This is a genomic window from Streptomyces sp. NPDC045899 (assembly GCF_056431485.1).
Genome location: NZ_JBWKKP010000017.1, coordinates 67282 through 81563, shown reverse-complemented (window position 1 = coordinate 81563; position 14282 = coordinate 67282). Strand labels below are relative to the sequence as shown.

The 14282-nt window shown below is 73.4% G+C and carries 14 protein-coding genes; 2 read left to right on the top strand and 12 right to left on the bottom strand.

Going from position 1 to position 14282, the window contains the following annotated elements:
* Window positions 1–3: 3 nt before the first annotated feature.
* The 12 genes from AC07FT_RS24255 to AC07FT_RS24200 form a co-directional block, all read right to left on the bottom strand.
* Window positions 4–2391, bottom strand: a complete 2388-nt coding sequence (locus tag AC07FT_RS24255) for a non-ribosomal peptide synthetase (protein ID WP_479178079.1) — start codon at window positions 2389–2391, stop codon at window positions 4–6.
* The gene (locus tag AC07FT_RS24250) at window positions 2388–3107 is read right to left on the bottom strand and encodes a DsbA family protein (protein ID WP_471203626.1); all 720 of its coding nucleotides are present in this window, start codon (window positions 3105–3107) and stop codon (window positions 2388–2390) included. The genes AC07FT_RS24255 and AC07FT_RS24250 overlap by 4 nt, the downstream gene beginning before the upstream one ends.
* The gene (gene fabG / locus AC07FT_RS24245; protein WP_479178078.1) at window positions 3104–3868 is read right to left on the bottom strand and encodes a 3-oxoacyl-ACP reductase FabG; all 765 of its coding nucleotides are present in this window, start codon (window positions 3866–3868) and stop codon (window positions 3104–3106) included. Before fabG ends, AC07FT_RS24250 begins: the two co-directional genes overlap by 4 nt.
* Window positions 3865–4710, bottom strand: coding sequence for a 3-hydroxyacyl-ACP dehydratase FabZ family protein (locus tag AC07FT_RS24240; RefSeq protein ID WP_479178077.1), 846 nt, complete (start codon window positions 4708–4710; stop codon window positions 3865–3867). Before AC07FT_RS24240 ends, fabG begins: the two co-directional genes overlap by 4 nt.
* Complete coding sequence (locus AC07FT_RS24235) at window positions 4707–5807, bottom strand: beta-ketoacyl synthase N-terminal-like domain-containing protein (protein WP_479178076.1); 1101 nt, start codon at window positions 5805–5807, stop codon at window positions 4707–4709. Before AC07FT_RS24235 ends, AC07FT_RS24240 begins: the two co-directional genes overlap by 4 nt.
* Window positions 5804–6817 carry an acyl-CoA thioesterase family protein gene (locus tag AC07FT_RS24230; RefSeq protein ID WP_479178075.1) on the bottom strand — a complete coding sequence of 338 codons (1014 nt, stop codon included), beginning with the start codon at window positions 6815–6817 and terminating at the stop codon, window positions 5804–5806. The genes AC07FT_RS24235 and AC07FT_RS24230 overlap by 4 nt, the downstream gene beginning before the upstream one ends.
* 36 nt (window positions 6818–6853) lie before the next feature.
* Entirely contained in the window at window positions 6854–7624 is a 771-nt protein-coding gene (locus tag AC07FT_RS24225) for an alpha/beta fold hydrolase (RefSeq protein ID WP_479178074.1), read from the bottom strand.
* Entirely contained in the window at window positions 7621–8661 is a 1041-nt protein-coding gene (locus tag AC07FT_RS24220) for a beta-ketoacyl synthase N-terminal-like domain-containing protein (protein WP_479178073.1), read from the bottom strand. The genes AC07FT_RS24225 and AC07FT_RS24220 overlap by 4 nt, the downstream gene beginning before the upstream one ends.
* Window positions 8658–9791 (bottom strand): beta-ketoacyl synthase N-terminal-like domain-containing protein, encoded by a 1134-nt coding sequence (locus AC07FT_RS24215; protein ID WP_479178072.1) that lies wholly within the window; start codon window positions 9789–9791, stop codon window positions 8658–8660. Before AC07FT_RS24215 ends, AC07FT_RS24220 begins: the two co-directional genes overlap by 4 nt.
* Entirely contained in the window at window positions 9788–11065 is a 1278-nt protein-coding gene (locus AC07FT_RS24210; RefSeq protein WP_479178071.1) for a beta-ketoacyl-[acyl-carrier-protein] synthase family protein, read from the bottom strand. The genes AC07FT_RS24215 and AC07FT_RS24210 overlap by 4 nt, the downstream gene beginning before the upstream one ends.
* 36 nt (window positions 11066–11101) lie before the next feature.
* On the bottom strand, window positions 11102–11353 hold the full coding sequence (locus tag AC07FT_RS24205) for an acyl carrier protein (protein WP_254739585.1): 252 nt from the start codon (window positions 11351–11353) through the stop codon (window positions 11102–11104).
* Window positions 11354–11438: 85 nt separating this feature from the next.
* Window positions 11439–11657, bottom strand: coding sequence for an MbtH family protein (locus AC07FT_RS24200; protein ID WP_471203643.1), 219 nt, complete (start codon window positions 11655–11657; stop codon window positions 11439–11441).
* Window positions 11658–12016: 359 nt separating this feature from the next.
* Here AC07FT_RS24200 and AC07FT_RS24195 point away from each other — a divergent pair, with 359 nt between their 5' ends.
* Both AC07FT_RS24195 and AC07FT_RS24190 read left to right on the top strand, forming a co-directional pair.
* Window positions 12017–12787: a thioesterase II family protein gene (locus AC07FT_RS24195; protein ID WP_479178070.1), complete on the top strand. Its 771-nt coding sequence runs from the start codon at window positions 12017–12019 to the stop codon at window positions 12785–12787.
* Between the two features lie 234 nt (window positions 12788–13021).
* A complete protein-coding gene (locus AC07FT_RS24190; RefSeq protein ID WP_479178069.1) occupies window positions 13022–14164 on the top strand; it encodes a Cmx/CmrA family chloramphenicol efflux MFS transporter in 1143 nt (380 codons plus the stop codon).
* Window positions 14165–14282 lie beyond the last annotated feature (118 nt).

Below are 14282 nucleotides of genomic sequence, written 5' to 3'. Positions count from 1 at the left end.
TCCTCACGTCTCGGGGGCGGCGTCGACCAGCGCGGCCAGGTCGGCCAGTACGGGCAGGCGGTGGAGGTCCTTGAGGGTGAACCGGCGCTCCATCGACACGATCAGCCGCACCGCGGTGAGCGAGGTGCCGCCCCGGTCGAAGAAGTTCTCGGTGCGTCCGATCTCTTCGGCGGGCACCTTCAGCACCTCGGCCCAGGCGCGCGCCAGCCGCTGTTCGGTGCGGGTGCGCGGGGGCTCGTGGCCGGTACCGCCGCCGCTGTCGTCGAGTTCGGCGGCCAGGGCGCGCAGCGCCTTCTTGTCGGTCTTGCCGTTGCCGGTGAGCGGCAGCCGCTCCAGCCGTTGGATCCGGCGCGGCACCATATAGCCGGGCAGCACCCGGGCCAGCCGTTCGCGCAGCACCTCGGCGGGTTCGGTGGAGCCGGACTCGAAGGCCACCAGCTGCTTCCCGGCGTCCGGGGTCTCCACGACCACCACCGCGCCGTCCCGTACCCCGGGCAGCCTCAGCAGCTGGTTCTCGATCTCGCCGATCTCGATCCGGAACCCCCGGATCTTGACCTGGGCGTCCCGGCGGCCGAGGAACTCCAGTTTCCCGTCCGGCAGCCAGCGGCCGAAGTCACCGGAGCGGTAGAGCCGCTCACCGGGCCGGTGGGGGTCGGTGGTGAACGCCTGGGCGGTGCGCTCGGGGTCGTTGACGTAGCCGCGGCCGACGCAGATCCCGGAGAACACGATCTCGCCGGGGGCGCCGAGCGGCACCGGCCGGAGCCGTTCGTCCACCACGTACACGGTGACGTTGCCGACCGGCGGGCCCAGCGGTACGGAGTCCCGTGCGGGGACCGCCGTCATCACCTCGTGGTTGGTGTCGTCGCTGGTCTCCGTCAGCCCGTAGGCGTTCATCAGGGCGATCCGCGGGAAGCGGGCGAACCAGCGGACGGTCAGCTCCTTCTTCAGCGCCTCGCCGGTCACGGACACACAGCGCAGCGCGGGCAGTTCACGCGGCCGGGCCTCCAGCCGGGAGAGCACCACCTCCAGGTAGGAGGGCACCGCCTGGAGCACCGCGACCTCACCGCGCTCGATGGTGTCGAGGTAGCGGTCGACGTCGAGGACGGCCTCCTGCTCGACGATGAGCGTGCGGCCGCCGACCACCAGGGCCGCCACCAGCTGCCACAGCGAGATGTCGAAGGACTGCGGGGCGGTCTGCGCCACCACCTGGCCCTCGGTGATCGACTGGTCGTCGATCTTGGCGTAGAGGTGGTTGACGAAGCCGCCGTGTTCGCACATCGCGCCCTTGGGCTCACCGGTGGAGCCCGAGGTGAAGTAGAGGTAGGCCAGCCGTTCGGGGCCGATGGCGAGCCCGGGGTCGGTGTCCGGGTGCCCCTCGGCGCACGCGTCCTCCACGGTCAGCAGCTCCGTGCCCGCGGGCGCGGCCTGCCGGAGGTGGCCGGGGCCGCCGGGTTCGGTGAGCACCAGACGGCATCCGGCACGGCTCAGGGTGCGGCCCATCCGGTCGGCGGGCGCGCCCGGTTCGACGGGCAGATACGCGGCCCCGGCCTTGAACACCCCGATCACAGCGGCCATCCAGTCCAGGTTCCGCTCGGTGACCACGGCGACCACGGCCTCCTCGCCGAGACCGCGGGCGAGCACCGCGTGGGCGATCCGGTTGGCGCGCGCGTTGAGCCCGGCGTAGGTCAGGCTCCGTCCGGCGTACACGGCCGCGATGTCGTCCGGGCGGACGGCCGCCTGCGCCTCGAACAGCTCGTGGAACCGCCGGTCGGGCAGCGCCCGCTGGGGCCCGGACATCCCGGTGAGCTGGTGGCGCAGCTCTTCCCCGGAGAGCAGGGTGCGGGCCCGGCAGGACGTGTCGGGCTCGGTGGCCAGCCGCTCCAGCGCGGTCAGGTAGTAGCCCGCGATCCGTTCCGCGGCGGCGCCGTCCAGCACCTCGGTGCGATACCGCAGCCGCAGCTCGGCGCCGCCGGGGATCAGGTGGAAGGAGACGGTGAGCACCACCGGGGAGCCCTCGGCGGGGACGTACCGGCCGCCACTGAGGTCGAGCACCGTCTCGTACGGCGCCTCGTCCGGCCGGGGCGCCACGGAGCCGCGCAGCAGCTCCCGCCAGCTCTCGTCACCGGCCGTGACCCGCACCCCGAGGGGCACGGTCTCGCCATGGGCCACCCAGCCGGTGGTGAGCTCCCGTTCGCCGCTGAGCGCGCCGAGCACCACGGTGTGCGCGGCCAGCGCCACGGTCTGCCAGCCGCAGCCGGAGCGGCGGGCCCGCAGCCGCGCGGCGGCCAGCAGCCGCGCCGGGAGCGGCCGGGAGGCCGTGGCGGTGTGCCCGGCGGCCGGACCGGTCGCCGGCGACCAGCGGGGCACGGTCCGTGCGGGTCCTGCGCTCATGACGGGGTCCTCTCCAGCCGGTCACCGGCGACGGCCGTGACGTCCTCGGGGACGGCCACCGGGGCGGCCGCGAAGGGGACGTCCGAGACGCCGTCCCACGCGGTGCCGCGCACCGCCGCCACGAACGCCGAGACCCGCTCGGCGCCCCAGAAGCCCTCCCGCCCGTGCACGAAGTACGGCACCCCGAAGGCGTCGTCCTGGTACGCGGCGGTCAGACAGGCCACGCCCCTGGCGCGCAGCCGCTCGTCGTCCACGGCGTCCGCGACGCCCGGGTCCAGGCCCAGTTCGTCCGCGATGAGCGCGATGGTGGCCCGGTCCGCGAGGTCCAGTCCGCGGTTCCAGCGCGCCCGGTAGGCGGCGGCCACGAACTCCCGTCCCCGGCCCGCCTCCTCGGCGGCCAGATAGGCCAGGTGCGAGACCTCCCAGTGCGGTGCCCGGTCCACCGGCCAGGTCACCTGCCAGCCGCGGGCCTGGGCCCAGCGGCGGGCGTCGCGCAGGATGTAGAAGTTCTTGGCCCGCGACATCGGGACCACGGGCAGGGTGATGCCCTCGTCGGCGAGCAGCTTCTCGGACGCGGCGTCCGGCTCCCAGTACGGGATCCACCGGATGGCGTCCAGGACGTCCGGGTAGCGCTCGCTCAGGTCCCGGTACGCGAACCACGAGTACGGGCTGCGCAGCGAGAAGTACCAGCGGGGCTGTGTGTTCCGGCGGCTCACAGCACGATCCCCCCGTCGATGTGGACCACGGATCCGGTGATGTACGCGGCGCGGTCCCCGGCCAGGAAGGCCACCAGCTCGGCGACCTCCTCCGGGGTGCCCATGCGGCCGAGGGTGACGTCCGCGAGGGCCTTGTCGCGCGCGGTGTCGCCGACGGCCGCCACCATGTCGGTGTCGATGAAGCCGGGAGCCACGACATTGACGCGGACGCCGTAGCGGCCGATCTCCTTGGCCAGGGAACGGGAGAAGCCGATGATCCCGGCCTTGGAGGCGGCGTAGTTGGTCTGGGTGGCGTTGCCGTGCACCCCGGCCACCGAGGAGATGTTGACCAGGGCGCCGGAGCGCCGCTTCATCATGGAGAAGGCGACCGAACGGCAGACGTGGAAGACACCGTCGAGATTGGTGCCCAGTACCGAGCGCCAGTCGTCGTCGCTCATCATCACCATCGCCTTGTCGCGGGTGATCCCCGCGGAGGTGACACCGACCGCGACCGGGCCCAGCTCCCGTTCGGTGTGCGCCACCCAGGCCCGCACCGCGTCCGGGTCGGACACGTCCACCCGCTCGGCCAGCACCCGGGCGCCCAGCGCCTCGGCCTCCTTGGCGAGGAGTTCGGCGGCCTCGGGCCGGGAGTGGTAGCAGAAGCCGACGTCATAGCCGTCCCCGGCCAGCCGCAGCACCGTGGCCCGGCCGATCCCGCGGGATCCGCCGCTGATCAGCGCCACCGGTCTGGTCCGGTCCGGCCGTCGCTCGTCCTGGGTCATGAAGTCGCCTCCTTCAGCGCGCCGGCCGGCCGGAAGGCCATCACCATGCGCGCCACGGACATCACCGGGCGGGAGCCGCAGCGGCTCTCGCCCTCGAAGATCACCGAGTCGCCGAGCGAACGCGCCACCGTGACGCGGTGCTCGATCAACTCGCCGGGGTGGACGGGGCCGTGGAACTCCGCGTCGGCGACCGAGCCGAACAGCATCACCTGCCCGCGGGTCGCGGGGGCGTCGGCCGAGGCCAGCAGCCCGGCGGCCTGGCCCCAGGACTCGATCACCAGCGAGGAGGGGTAGGCCGGGGAGGTGCCGGGGGTGAGACCGGCGTACCAGGGCTCGTTGAGGGTGACGGCCTTGACCGCGGTCACCCGCCGTCCGGGGACCAGTTCCAGCACCCGGTCCACCAGCAGCATCGGATAGCGGTGCGGCAGCAGCCCGGTCACCTCGGGGCCGTCGGGGGCGGCTGCCCGGCCGCTGTCCGCGGGACGGTAGCGCAGCCGTACCGAGGCGGCGTCACCGCGCGGGGTCACGGCGGTGGCCGCGCAGCGCCAGCCGTCGTCCCGGCGGCGCCAGGTCAGTGTGAGGTCGAGGGTGTCGCCCGGGTAGACCGCACCGCCGAACCGCGCCGAGTCCACGGCCGCCAGGGCGACCGGTTCGGGCGCGGTGGCGAGTGCCGCGCGGTGGGCGCACTCCACGACACACACGCCGGGGAAGATCGGGAAGTCCGGGTAGTGGCCCGCGAACACCGGCTCGGCTGCGTCGATGTCCACCCGTGCCACCGCCTTCCCGCCGTCCGGCGGGGACACCACGCGCACCCCGGCGGCCACCGGGCTCACGCCGTTCATGACGCCACCAGCCGCAGTACGGCACAGGACAGCGAACCGTCGCGGTCGGCGGAGGTCACCACCGCGAGCCGCCCGGCCGCCTCGTCCGACAGCGCGGCGGTGGCCAGCAGGAAGGCGATCTGGAAGGTGGCGGAGGCGGCCGAGACATCACCGAGCCGCCCCACCGGCGGCACCCGCTCCAGCGTCTGCGTGCCGAACAGCGCGGTCAGCGCGGCCCGTTCCTCCCGGCCGAGCCGCCCGTGGGCGTCGCCGGGGCTCGCGGCCCACACCTCCCCGGGCCGGGCGCCCGCCGCCTCCAGCGCGGAGGCCACACACGCCTCCAGCACCGCCCGCACCCGGTCACCGGTGGCCACCCGGGTGCGTACGGACAGGATCTCGGCGAGCGGCGGACGGCCGGGGCTGACCGTGTCGGGGCGCTGCAGCAGCAGCACCGCGGCCCCCTCGCCCAGCGCCACGTGGTCCTCGCCCCGGCTGTGCCGCTCCAGCCAGTAGCGGGCCCGGGAGTACTCCTCGGCGGCCGCGCACAGCACCGACTCCGCCCGGTCCGACGCCAGCAGCCGGGCCGAGTAGTGGAGGGCGGCGAGCCCGGCCGTACGGCCCCCGGCGAGCGTGGTGTTGGGGCCCCGGATGCCGTACCAGATGGAGCACTGCCCGGCCGCGCAGTTCATCACCGCGTTGGGCATCACCGCCGGGTCCACGTCGAACGGCGCGTCGCCCTCCAGGGAGGTGCGGGTGAAGTCCATCATCGACTCGGCGCTGCCGGTGGTGGTGCCGAGCACCAGACCGGCCCGCTCCCCGGTCTCCCGCTCCCGGTCCGCCCCCGGCTGGTCCAGCAGCCCGCCGACGGCGCTCACCGCGAGACCGGTCACCCGGTCCATCGAGCGGGTGCCCCGTTTGCCGAGCGCCTGCCGGGTCTCGAAACCCGGCACCAGATGGGCCGTTCCCACCGGTACCCGCCAGCGGGCGGTGTCCACCGGGGCACCGGTCGGACGGTCCGAGCGGACCCCGTCCACCAGCGCCTCGGCATCCGGTCCGTACGGGGAGACCGCCGACCACGCGGAGATCACCGGTGGCGCGGCCGGTGCGGCGCCGCTCATACGGCCGCTCGCTTCGGGCTGCTGAGCGCGGCGACGGTGGCCTCGTCGAGGGTGGCCATCGCCCACTGGTTGGGGGCGTGTTCCCGCAGGTAGCCATGGGTGATGGTGCCGGTGGCGGTGTGCACGAGATCCCCGCCGCGGATGACGTAGCAGTCCATCCGGGCGGTGTAGAGCAGGCTCTTGAAGACGTCCTCGATGGTGTAGACGGTGTAGAGCTCCTCCTCCATCACCGTCTCGTCCAGCAGCCGGATCCGGGACTGGGTGACGACCGGGATCCAGCCGCGCGAGTCCAGGACGTGCTTGATGGGCAGCCCCCGGTCGGCGAGGAACAGGTCCTCGGCCTCCTCCATCACGCGCAGGAAGCCGGACATCTGCACCCGCTCGTTGAAGTGGCAGTAGAAGTACGGCATCCGCCAGCGCCAGCCGAACGCGTTGTCCTCGCCGATCAGCCGGGCCAGCACCGGATCGGTGGTGCCGGTGGCCCCCCGGCCCTCGGCGAGGGCGCCGTACGGACGCGGGGTGACCCCCAGCTCCAGGCGGTCACCGGTGCCCAGCCGCGGTACGGCGAACCGGCCGAGTCCGGCGGGGTACTCCTCGGACGGGGCGATATGGCCGTCGACGCGCAGCGCCACCCGCACCGTGGAACCGGCGCACTTGATCCGCTGCCCGTCACGCCGGACGAACTGGCTGACGGTGAAGGTGAACTCGGTGGCACCGTCCTTGGTGGCGGGCACCACCTCCGCCTCCACCTCGTCGTCCACGGCCAGCAGCGCGCCGAGCCGGGAGCGCAGCTCCACCACCTCGAAACCGAGTCCGTACCGCCGGTACAGCTCACCCACCGGCAGTCCGGCGGTGCGGAAGTGGTGCAGCACCGCGGCCTCGGACACGTAGTTGATGTGCTTGAAGCCGATGGCGTAGCTGATGTTGTTGCCTTCGAACACCGGCCGCAGCCGTACGGTGGTCGGGGCGTCCAGCAGGGCCGACACGGCCGGATCTGACACCGGGCCCATCGCAGTCTCCTTCGGTTCCAGGGGTCGTTTCCGGATTCAGGTGCCGACGGGGTACGCGCCGCGGTCGCTCCGGGCGCGCTCGGCGGGTCCGTCGAGGAAGTCGTGGACGGCGCCGGTGAACCACACGGGGTCCGCCAGCATCGGGAAGTGGCCGCCGCCGGTGCGGATCGACTCCCGGCCGCGCGGCAGCGCGGCGGCGAGCGTCCGGGCCTCGGCGGCGTCGGCGGTGGTGTCCCGGTCGCCGCCGATCACCAGACACGGGGTGCCGATGGTGTGCACCGGGACCAGCGGGGTGCTCAGGTAGGCGTCCAGGAAGCGCAGCCAGCCGTAGGGACCGACGAACTCGCACAGCCGCTGGGCGATATCGGCCCGCAGCGCCGGGTCGATCGGCCGGGTACCGGACTGCAGCCGTACCCCCTCGGCCATGGTGGCGGGGAAGGACGCCAGCAGCGGCGCGATCATCGCCCAGGGGAAGTCGTCCGCCGACGGCCGGTAGAAGGGGTTCACCAGCACCGCTCCGGCCGCTCCCGGCGGGTCCCCGGCCACCGCGCGGCGGCCGAGCAGCTCCAGCAGCGGCATCGAGGCGAAGGAGTGGGCGACCACCAGATCGGCGCCACCGGGCACCGCGGCGAGCACCTCCGCCAGCAGCCCGGCCGAGTCCCGCTCATGACGCCAGCCGGCGATGCCCGCGCCGCCCCAGGGCAGTTCGGGTGCGTGGACCTCCACATCGGGACCCCAGTGGGCGGCACAGGCCGACCAGATGGCTCCGCTGTTGCCCAGTCCGTGCAGCAGGACGACTCGTCTCACGCCGGTTCCTCCACGGGGAGGGCCGGATGGGGCGCGTGGCAGGTCAGGGGCCCGGCCGGGGGTACGGGCTCGGGTCCGGCCTCGGGCCCGTCCGGGAGGGCCGGGCGTACCGCCGGACGGAAGACCGTGGCGGTCGCCTCCGTACCGGCGCCGCCCAGCAGCGCGTGGACGGGACCGGTCCGGCCGGAGTCGGCCCAGCCGACGGCCGCCGCGCACTGGAGCAGCCCCAGCGCCCCGGAGCACTCCCCCCAGCCGGTCAGGTCGGCCGTCTCCGCCCCGGCCGGCACGAGCGCCGGATCGGGACACAGCCACAGCCCGCCGCCCCCGTCCGGCGCGGTGGCGGTCGACCGGGCGGCGGCGTCGCGGAGTTCCGCGGTGCGCACCACGGGGCCGAGCAGCAGCCGGGGCGCCGCGCCGCCCACCGCGTCGGTGCTCCCCGCCGCGTCCGTCCGGCTGACCACCACGGCGGCGCCGCCGTCCACCACCGGGCCGCCGGTCAGCCGCCGGGTGATCTCGTTGTCCGGTTCGACGCCGATCACCAGCATGTGGTCGGCCCGTCCGGACCGCAGGGTCAGCCGGGCCCAGCGCAGGGCGTCCAGACCGGAGGTGACGCCGTTGCACACCGACAGATTGGGGCCGCGCAGCACGAAGCGGATCGCGGTCTCGGAGGCGATGATGTTGCTGGAGGCGTTGGGGATGTCCATCGCGCTCAGCGCGGCGGTGGTCTCCCGCGCGATGGTCTCCACCGCCCGGCAGACGGTGTCGGCGTTGCCCAGGTTGGAGCTGACCACCACCCCCACCCGGTCGCCGGGGACCCGGAGGCCGTGCGGGCCGAGCAGTCCGGCGTCCCGCAGCGCGGCGGCGGCCGCGCACAGTCCCAGCTGGGTGGCCCGGTCCTTGAAGCGCAGCCCCTTCTTGCCGATGAGCTCGGCGGGGCGCACCGGTCCGGCACCGGCCACCGCGCCGCGCAGCAGCCCGGCCGGATCGCTCACGCCCGGCAGCACCACGCCCGTCCCGGTGATCGCCGTCCCCGTCATGCCGCACCCGCCACGATCGCGACGGCGTTGACGCCGCCGAAGCCGAACCCGTTGACCTGCGCCACCCGTACCGGGGTGGTGAGGGGGGCACCGCGGACCAGCCGCAGTCCCTCGCCCTCCGGCAGCGGATCGGTGAGATGGGCGATCGGGGGCACCCGGCCGCCCGCCACCGACGCCAGCGCCACGATCAGGCTCATCAGCCCGGCGGAGCCGGAGGTGTGGCCGGTCAGCGATTTGATACCGGTGAAGGCGGGCCGTGCGCCGCCGAACACCCCGGCCATCACCTCGGCCTCGGTCCGGTCGTTCAGCGGGGTGCCGGTGGCGTGCAGCACCACCAGGTCGATGTCCTCGGGACGGCTGCCCGCCGCCGCCTGCGCCCGTTCCACCGAGGCGCGCACCCCGTCCGCGTCCGGCGCGGTCTGGTGGTGGGCGTCGCAGTTGACCGCGACCGAACGCAGCCAGCCGCGCACCGGGCGGTCCGCCACCGGCTCCCGGCGCAGCACCACGGCCGCGGCGCCCTCACCGAGGATGGTGCCGCGGCGGGCGCGGTCGAAGGGCCGGACGACATCGGGCGGATCGAACTGCACCCGGTCGGCCAGGCCGAACATGGACTCCGTCACCGTGTCGCAGCCCGCCACCACCACCGTGTCGCTCTCGCCCTGTTCCAGCAGGTCCCAGCCGAGCGCCAGCGCGTAGAGCGAGGCCGAACAGGCGCCCGCGAAGGTGTGGGTGTCATACGCGCCGAAGCGGCGGCGCAGCGCCGGGCCGAAGTCCAGGTCCCCGGCGGCGAACGGGACTCCGTCGCGCCACCACAGCTCCAGTGAGCGCAGTTCGCGCAGTCCGGTGCCGACCAGCACCGGGGTACCGCCGAGGTCCTCGGGGAGCCCGGCGTCGGCGGCGGCCTGGCGGACCGCCTCCAGCAGGAAGCGGGTGGCACGGCCGGGTTCATCGGTGCCGTCACCGCCGGAGCGGTCGTCGATCTCGAACAGCTGCCGGGCGGTGAAGCGTTCGCGGTCGAAACCGCGCAGCGGACCGAGGCCGCTGCGGCCCTCGCACAGCGCGTCGAAGATCTGCCCGGGGTCGTCCCCGATACTGGCGACCGCGCCGACGCCGGTGATCGCATAGCTCATGAGGCGCTCCCGGCGAGCGGCCGTTCTCCGGCGCCGGCCTCGTACTTGCCGAGGATCACGATGGCGTTGTTGCCGCCGAAGGCCAGTCCGTTGTTCTGCACCACCCGCAGATCGGCGTCCACGGCCCGGTTGGGCACACAGTCGATCTCACAGGCCGGATCGGTGGTGGTGTGGTTGATGGTCGGCGGGATGAAACCGTGGGTGATGGCGAGTCCGCAGGCGATGGCGCCCAGCGCGCTGGCCGCGCCCATGGTGTGGCCGAGCATCGACTTCAGCGAGATGGTGCGCGGGGTGGCCGCCCCGAACACCTCGCGGATGGCGCGGGATTCGGTGATGTCATTGGCCTTGGTGCCGGTGCCGTGGGCGGAGATCAGATCGACCTCCTCCGGTTTCACCCCGGCGTTCTCCAGTGCGATCCCCATGCAGGCGGCGACGCTGGACCCCTTCGGCGCGACCTGGTGGTACGCATCGCAGTTGAGGCCGTAGCCGAGCACCTCGGCGTAGATCCGGGCACCGCGCGCCAGCGCCGACTCCAGGCTCTCCAGCACCAGCACCCCGGAGCCCTCGCCGGTGAGGATTCCCTTGCGGTCGACGTCGAAGGGCTGGCAGCACTCGGGGGCGATGGTGCCAAGACGGTAGAAACCGGTGAAGGTCTTGCGGCACATGGCGTCCGCGCCCCCGCACAGTGCGAACTCCACCTCGCCGGAGCTCACCGCGTCGAAGCCGTAGCCGATCGCGTAGTTGCCCGCGGAGCAGGCGGTCGCGATGGTCAGGGCCTCGACGTCGGTGAGCTGGAGCTCCTGCGCGATGGTGGTGGACAGCCGGGCGGCCGGGACCCGGCGCACGGTCTGCCGGTCCATCCGCTCGGGTCCTTCGGCGACGTCGGTCTCCACCAGCTGGTCGAGTTCGAAGGACTCACCGTCGGTCGTGCCGACGGAGATCAGCCCGCGCCGTCCGGCGAGCCATTCGGGGTCCAGACCCGCGTCCCGCACCGCCATCCGGGCCGCCGCGACGGCGAACCGGCTGGCCCGTCCCAGCTCCCGGACCGGGGTACGGGTGATCCACTCCAGTGGATCGAATCCCCTGACCTCGCATCCATTGACGTGCGCGAAACCCTCGACGTCGAACACCGAGATGGGGCTGACCCCGCTGCGCCCCTCCCGGAGGCTCCGGGTGAACTCGTCGGCGCCTATACCGATACTGGAAATGACGCCGAAACCGGTGAGCACCACACGGCGTTTCACCGCCGCGGCACCGGGACGTGAATCGGACATGGTGACTTCCCTTTTGACTCGGCGGCCACGGGCCGGTTACCGGCTGGGGGCCTCCGCCACGACCTGGTAGACCTTCTCCAGATTCACCATCTCGCTCAGCTCCGACTGATCGATGGTGATCTTGAACTCCTTCTCCAGGGAGGCGAGGATCTCGATCGCCCGGAGGGAGTCGGCACCGTGGTCGTCGATGAAGAGGCTGGTGTCGGTGACCTCGTCCTCTTCCAGTTCGAGAATGTCGCAGACGATCTCCTTGATCGTCGCCTGGCGCTCCGCCGTGATCGTGGCCATGGTGGTTCTCTCCTCGTGGTGATGCGGATGGAGTCGGAGTTGCGGACGCAGGCGGGACCTGCGGGGGACGGCGTCCGGGACGCCGTCAGGACGCGTTCGCGTCCATGGCCTCGGCGAGGCTGCGCGGACGCATATCGGTCCAGTTCTCGTTGACGTGGTCGAGGCATTCCTGACGGGCCGCCGGTCCGTGAACGGACTTCCAGCCGGCCGGGATCTCGGCGAAGACGGGCCACAGGGAATGCTGGCCCTCATCGTTCACCAGTACGTGGTAGGTGGCCTCGTCGTCCTCGAATGGATTAGCCATCTGCTTCCCCTTCCAGGGGCTCGCCCATTTCGGCTCGACCATAGGCAGCCGTGATTACGGCCCACAAGCGTCTTCGGGAACGAGCGGGGAGAAGTGCGTCAGAGATTCCAATGAGAAGAATTCGATAAAGCATTGCCAACGGGGCGGCCCCTGCTTTCGGCCGCCGCGGACACGCGGGAAAAGGGGGGTTCGCCGCCGCACGGTCCCCGGACGGTCCGTCCGGCCGTCACCCATCCCGTCCGGTCCACCACTCAGGGTGACACCGGGCCATCAAGAAATTCTCGGCCCCGGGCCGTCGGCCGGGCCCCGCGCGGTACCGTGGCCGCGCCAACCGCCGTCCACCGCACGGGAGTCCACCGATGTCGCGGTCGCTGCTCCGTCCGCTGCCCCGCCCCGGCGCGACCCGGACCCTGCTGTGCCTGAGCTTCTGCGGTGGCGGCACCGCCTCCTTCCGGCCCTGGGCCGAAGCCCTGCCGCCGGACGTGGAGTTGGTGCTGTACTGCTACCCCGGACGCGAGGGCCGATACACGGTTCCTTTCGCGGCCGACTGGAACGCGCTCCTCACCGACGCGCTGGACGCCGTCCGCACGGTCGCCGCCGAACGCCCGTACCTGCTGCTGGGGCACAGCATGGGCGCCTGGGTCGCGTTCGACCTCACCTGCCGGCTGGAGGCGGGCGCGGGCACCCCGCCGCGCGCACTGATCGCCTCCGGCACCGACTCCCCCGTCCGCTGGGCCGAGAAGCGCCGGGAGACCCCCACCTCGGCCGACACCGATGAGGAACTCCTCACCTGGATGAGCACGGTGGGCCAGCTGTCGGACGCCGTGCTCGCCGAACCCGAGCTGCGCGCGATGGCCGTCGAGGTGTTCCGCGCCGATCTGCTCGCCGCCGACGGCTACCGCTACCGCGAGGGCGTCACGGTGCGCACCCCGCTCCAGGTGCTGTACGGCGCGGACGACGACCTCCAGGACCCGGCGACGGGCTGGCGGCCGCTGGCCGCCGGGGAGTTCCGCGTGGACGTGCTGCCGGGCGGCCACTTCTACACCCCCGAGGTCTGGGCCCGGCTGCCCGAGACCGTCGCGGCCCTGCACCCGGCTCCGGCTCCCGCTCCGGCCGGAAACCGCAGCTAGGACCGGCGCGGGCGGAAACCCGGTTGAGGCGGTCGGCGGCCCCGGCTACCGTGCCCGGTGTGATGAGCCCCGAGTCGGACAGAACCGAGCCGCCGGTCACCCGGCGGCGGGTCATGCGCTGACCGAACACCGACGCTCCCTCCTCTGAGCTCCTCCGAGCTGCCGACGTCGGTTCCCGCACCGGTGACCGGACGACTTCCGCCATCCGCGTCCGCACTCACCGGAGCCGATTCCTTGCCCGTGTTCCTCCACGTCCTGGGCCTCGCCGTATTCGCCCAGGGCACCTCCGAGTTCATGCTGTCCGGCCTCGTCCCGGGTATCGCCCATGACCTGTCCGTGTCCGTCGGCGCCGCCGCCGGGCTGACCTCCGCCTATGCCATCGGGATGATCGTGGGCGCGCCGGTGATGGCCGCCTGGAGCGCGCGGTGGCCGCGCCGCCGCGCGCTGGCGGGCTTCCTGGCCGTGTTCGTCGTCGTCCATGTCCTGGGCGCCCTGACCACCGACTTCACGGTGCTGTTCGCCACCCGGGTCATCGCCGCCGTCGCCAACGCCGGTTTCCTGGCGGTGGCGATGTCCGTCGCCACCGCCCTCGTCCCCCCGGCGCTGCACACGCGCGCCACCGCCGTGCTGCTGTCCGGGGTCACGCTGTCCTGTGTGGCCGGGGTGCCCGCGGGGGCGCTGCTCGGTGACCGGTCCGGCTGGCGCGCGGTGTTCTGGGCGGTCGCCGTCCTCTGTCTGCCCGCGCTGGCGCTGGTGTTCCGGCGGGCCCCCGCCGATGCCGCACCGCACCGGGAGGTCCCGGTCCGCCGGGAGGTACGGGCGCTGCGGGCGCGCCCGGTGCGACGGGCGCTGGTGCTCGCGGCCACGGTCAACGGCGCCACGTTCGCCACCTTCGCGTATCTCGCCGTCATCGCCACCGATGTGGCCGGGCTGCCCGGCGGCGCGGTCCCGGCCCTGCTCGCCGCGTTCGGCGCGGGTGCGTTCGCCGGTGTCACGGTGGCGGGCCGCCGCGGCGCATGGGGCCGCGGGCTGTTCCTCGCGGTGGGCGCGCTGCCCGTCGGCTGGGCGGTCCTCGCGCTGACCGGCTCGCACCCCGTACCGCTGCTGGTGATGGCGGTGGTGCAGGGTGGCCTGTCCTTCGGGGTCGGATCGGCGCTGGTGGCCCGGGTGATGCGGACCGCGTCCCACGACGCGCCGTCCCTGAGCGGTGCGTTCGCCACCGTCGCGCTGAACGCCGGTGCGTTCGCCGGTCCCCTGGCGGCCGAGGCGGCTGCCGGGGCGCTCGGGGACTTCCGGGGCGCGGTGTGGCTCAGCGCGGCCCTGTCCGCGACGGCCGCCGCCGTCCTGGCGGTGTCCCGCGCCACCGGCCCCGGGTAGCAGAGCTCCTGGTCTTTCCGCTGCTCACAGCCGTGTTAGCCGGATGTTAGCGACGCGGAAGGCGCACGGCTCGGAGGGTTAGCGGTGCGGCAGTGTCCCGATAGCGGGCCCGGCCAGA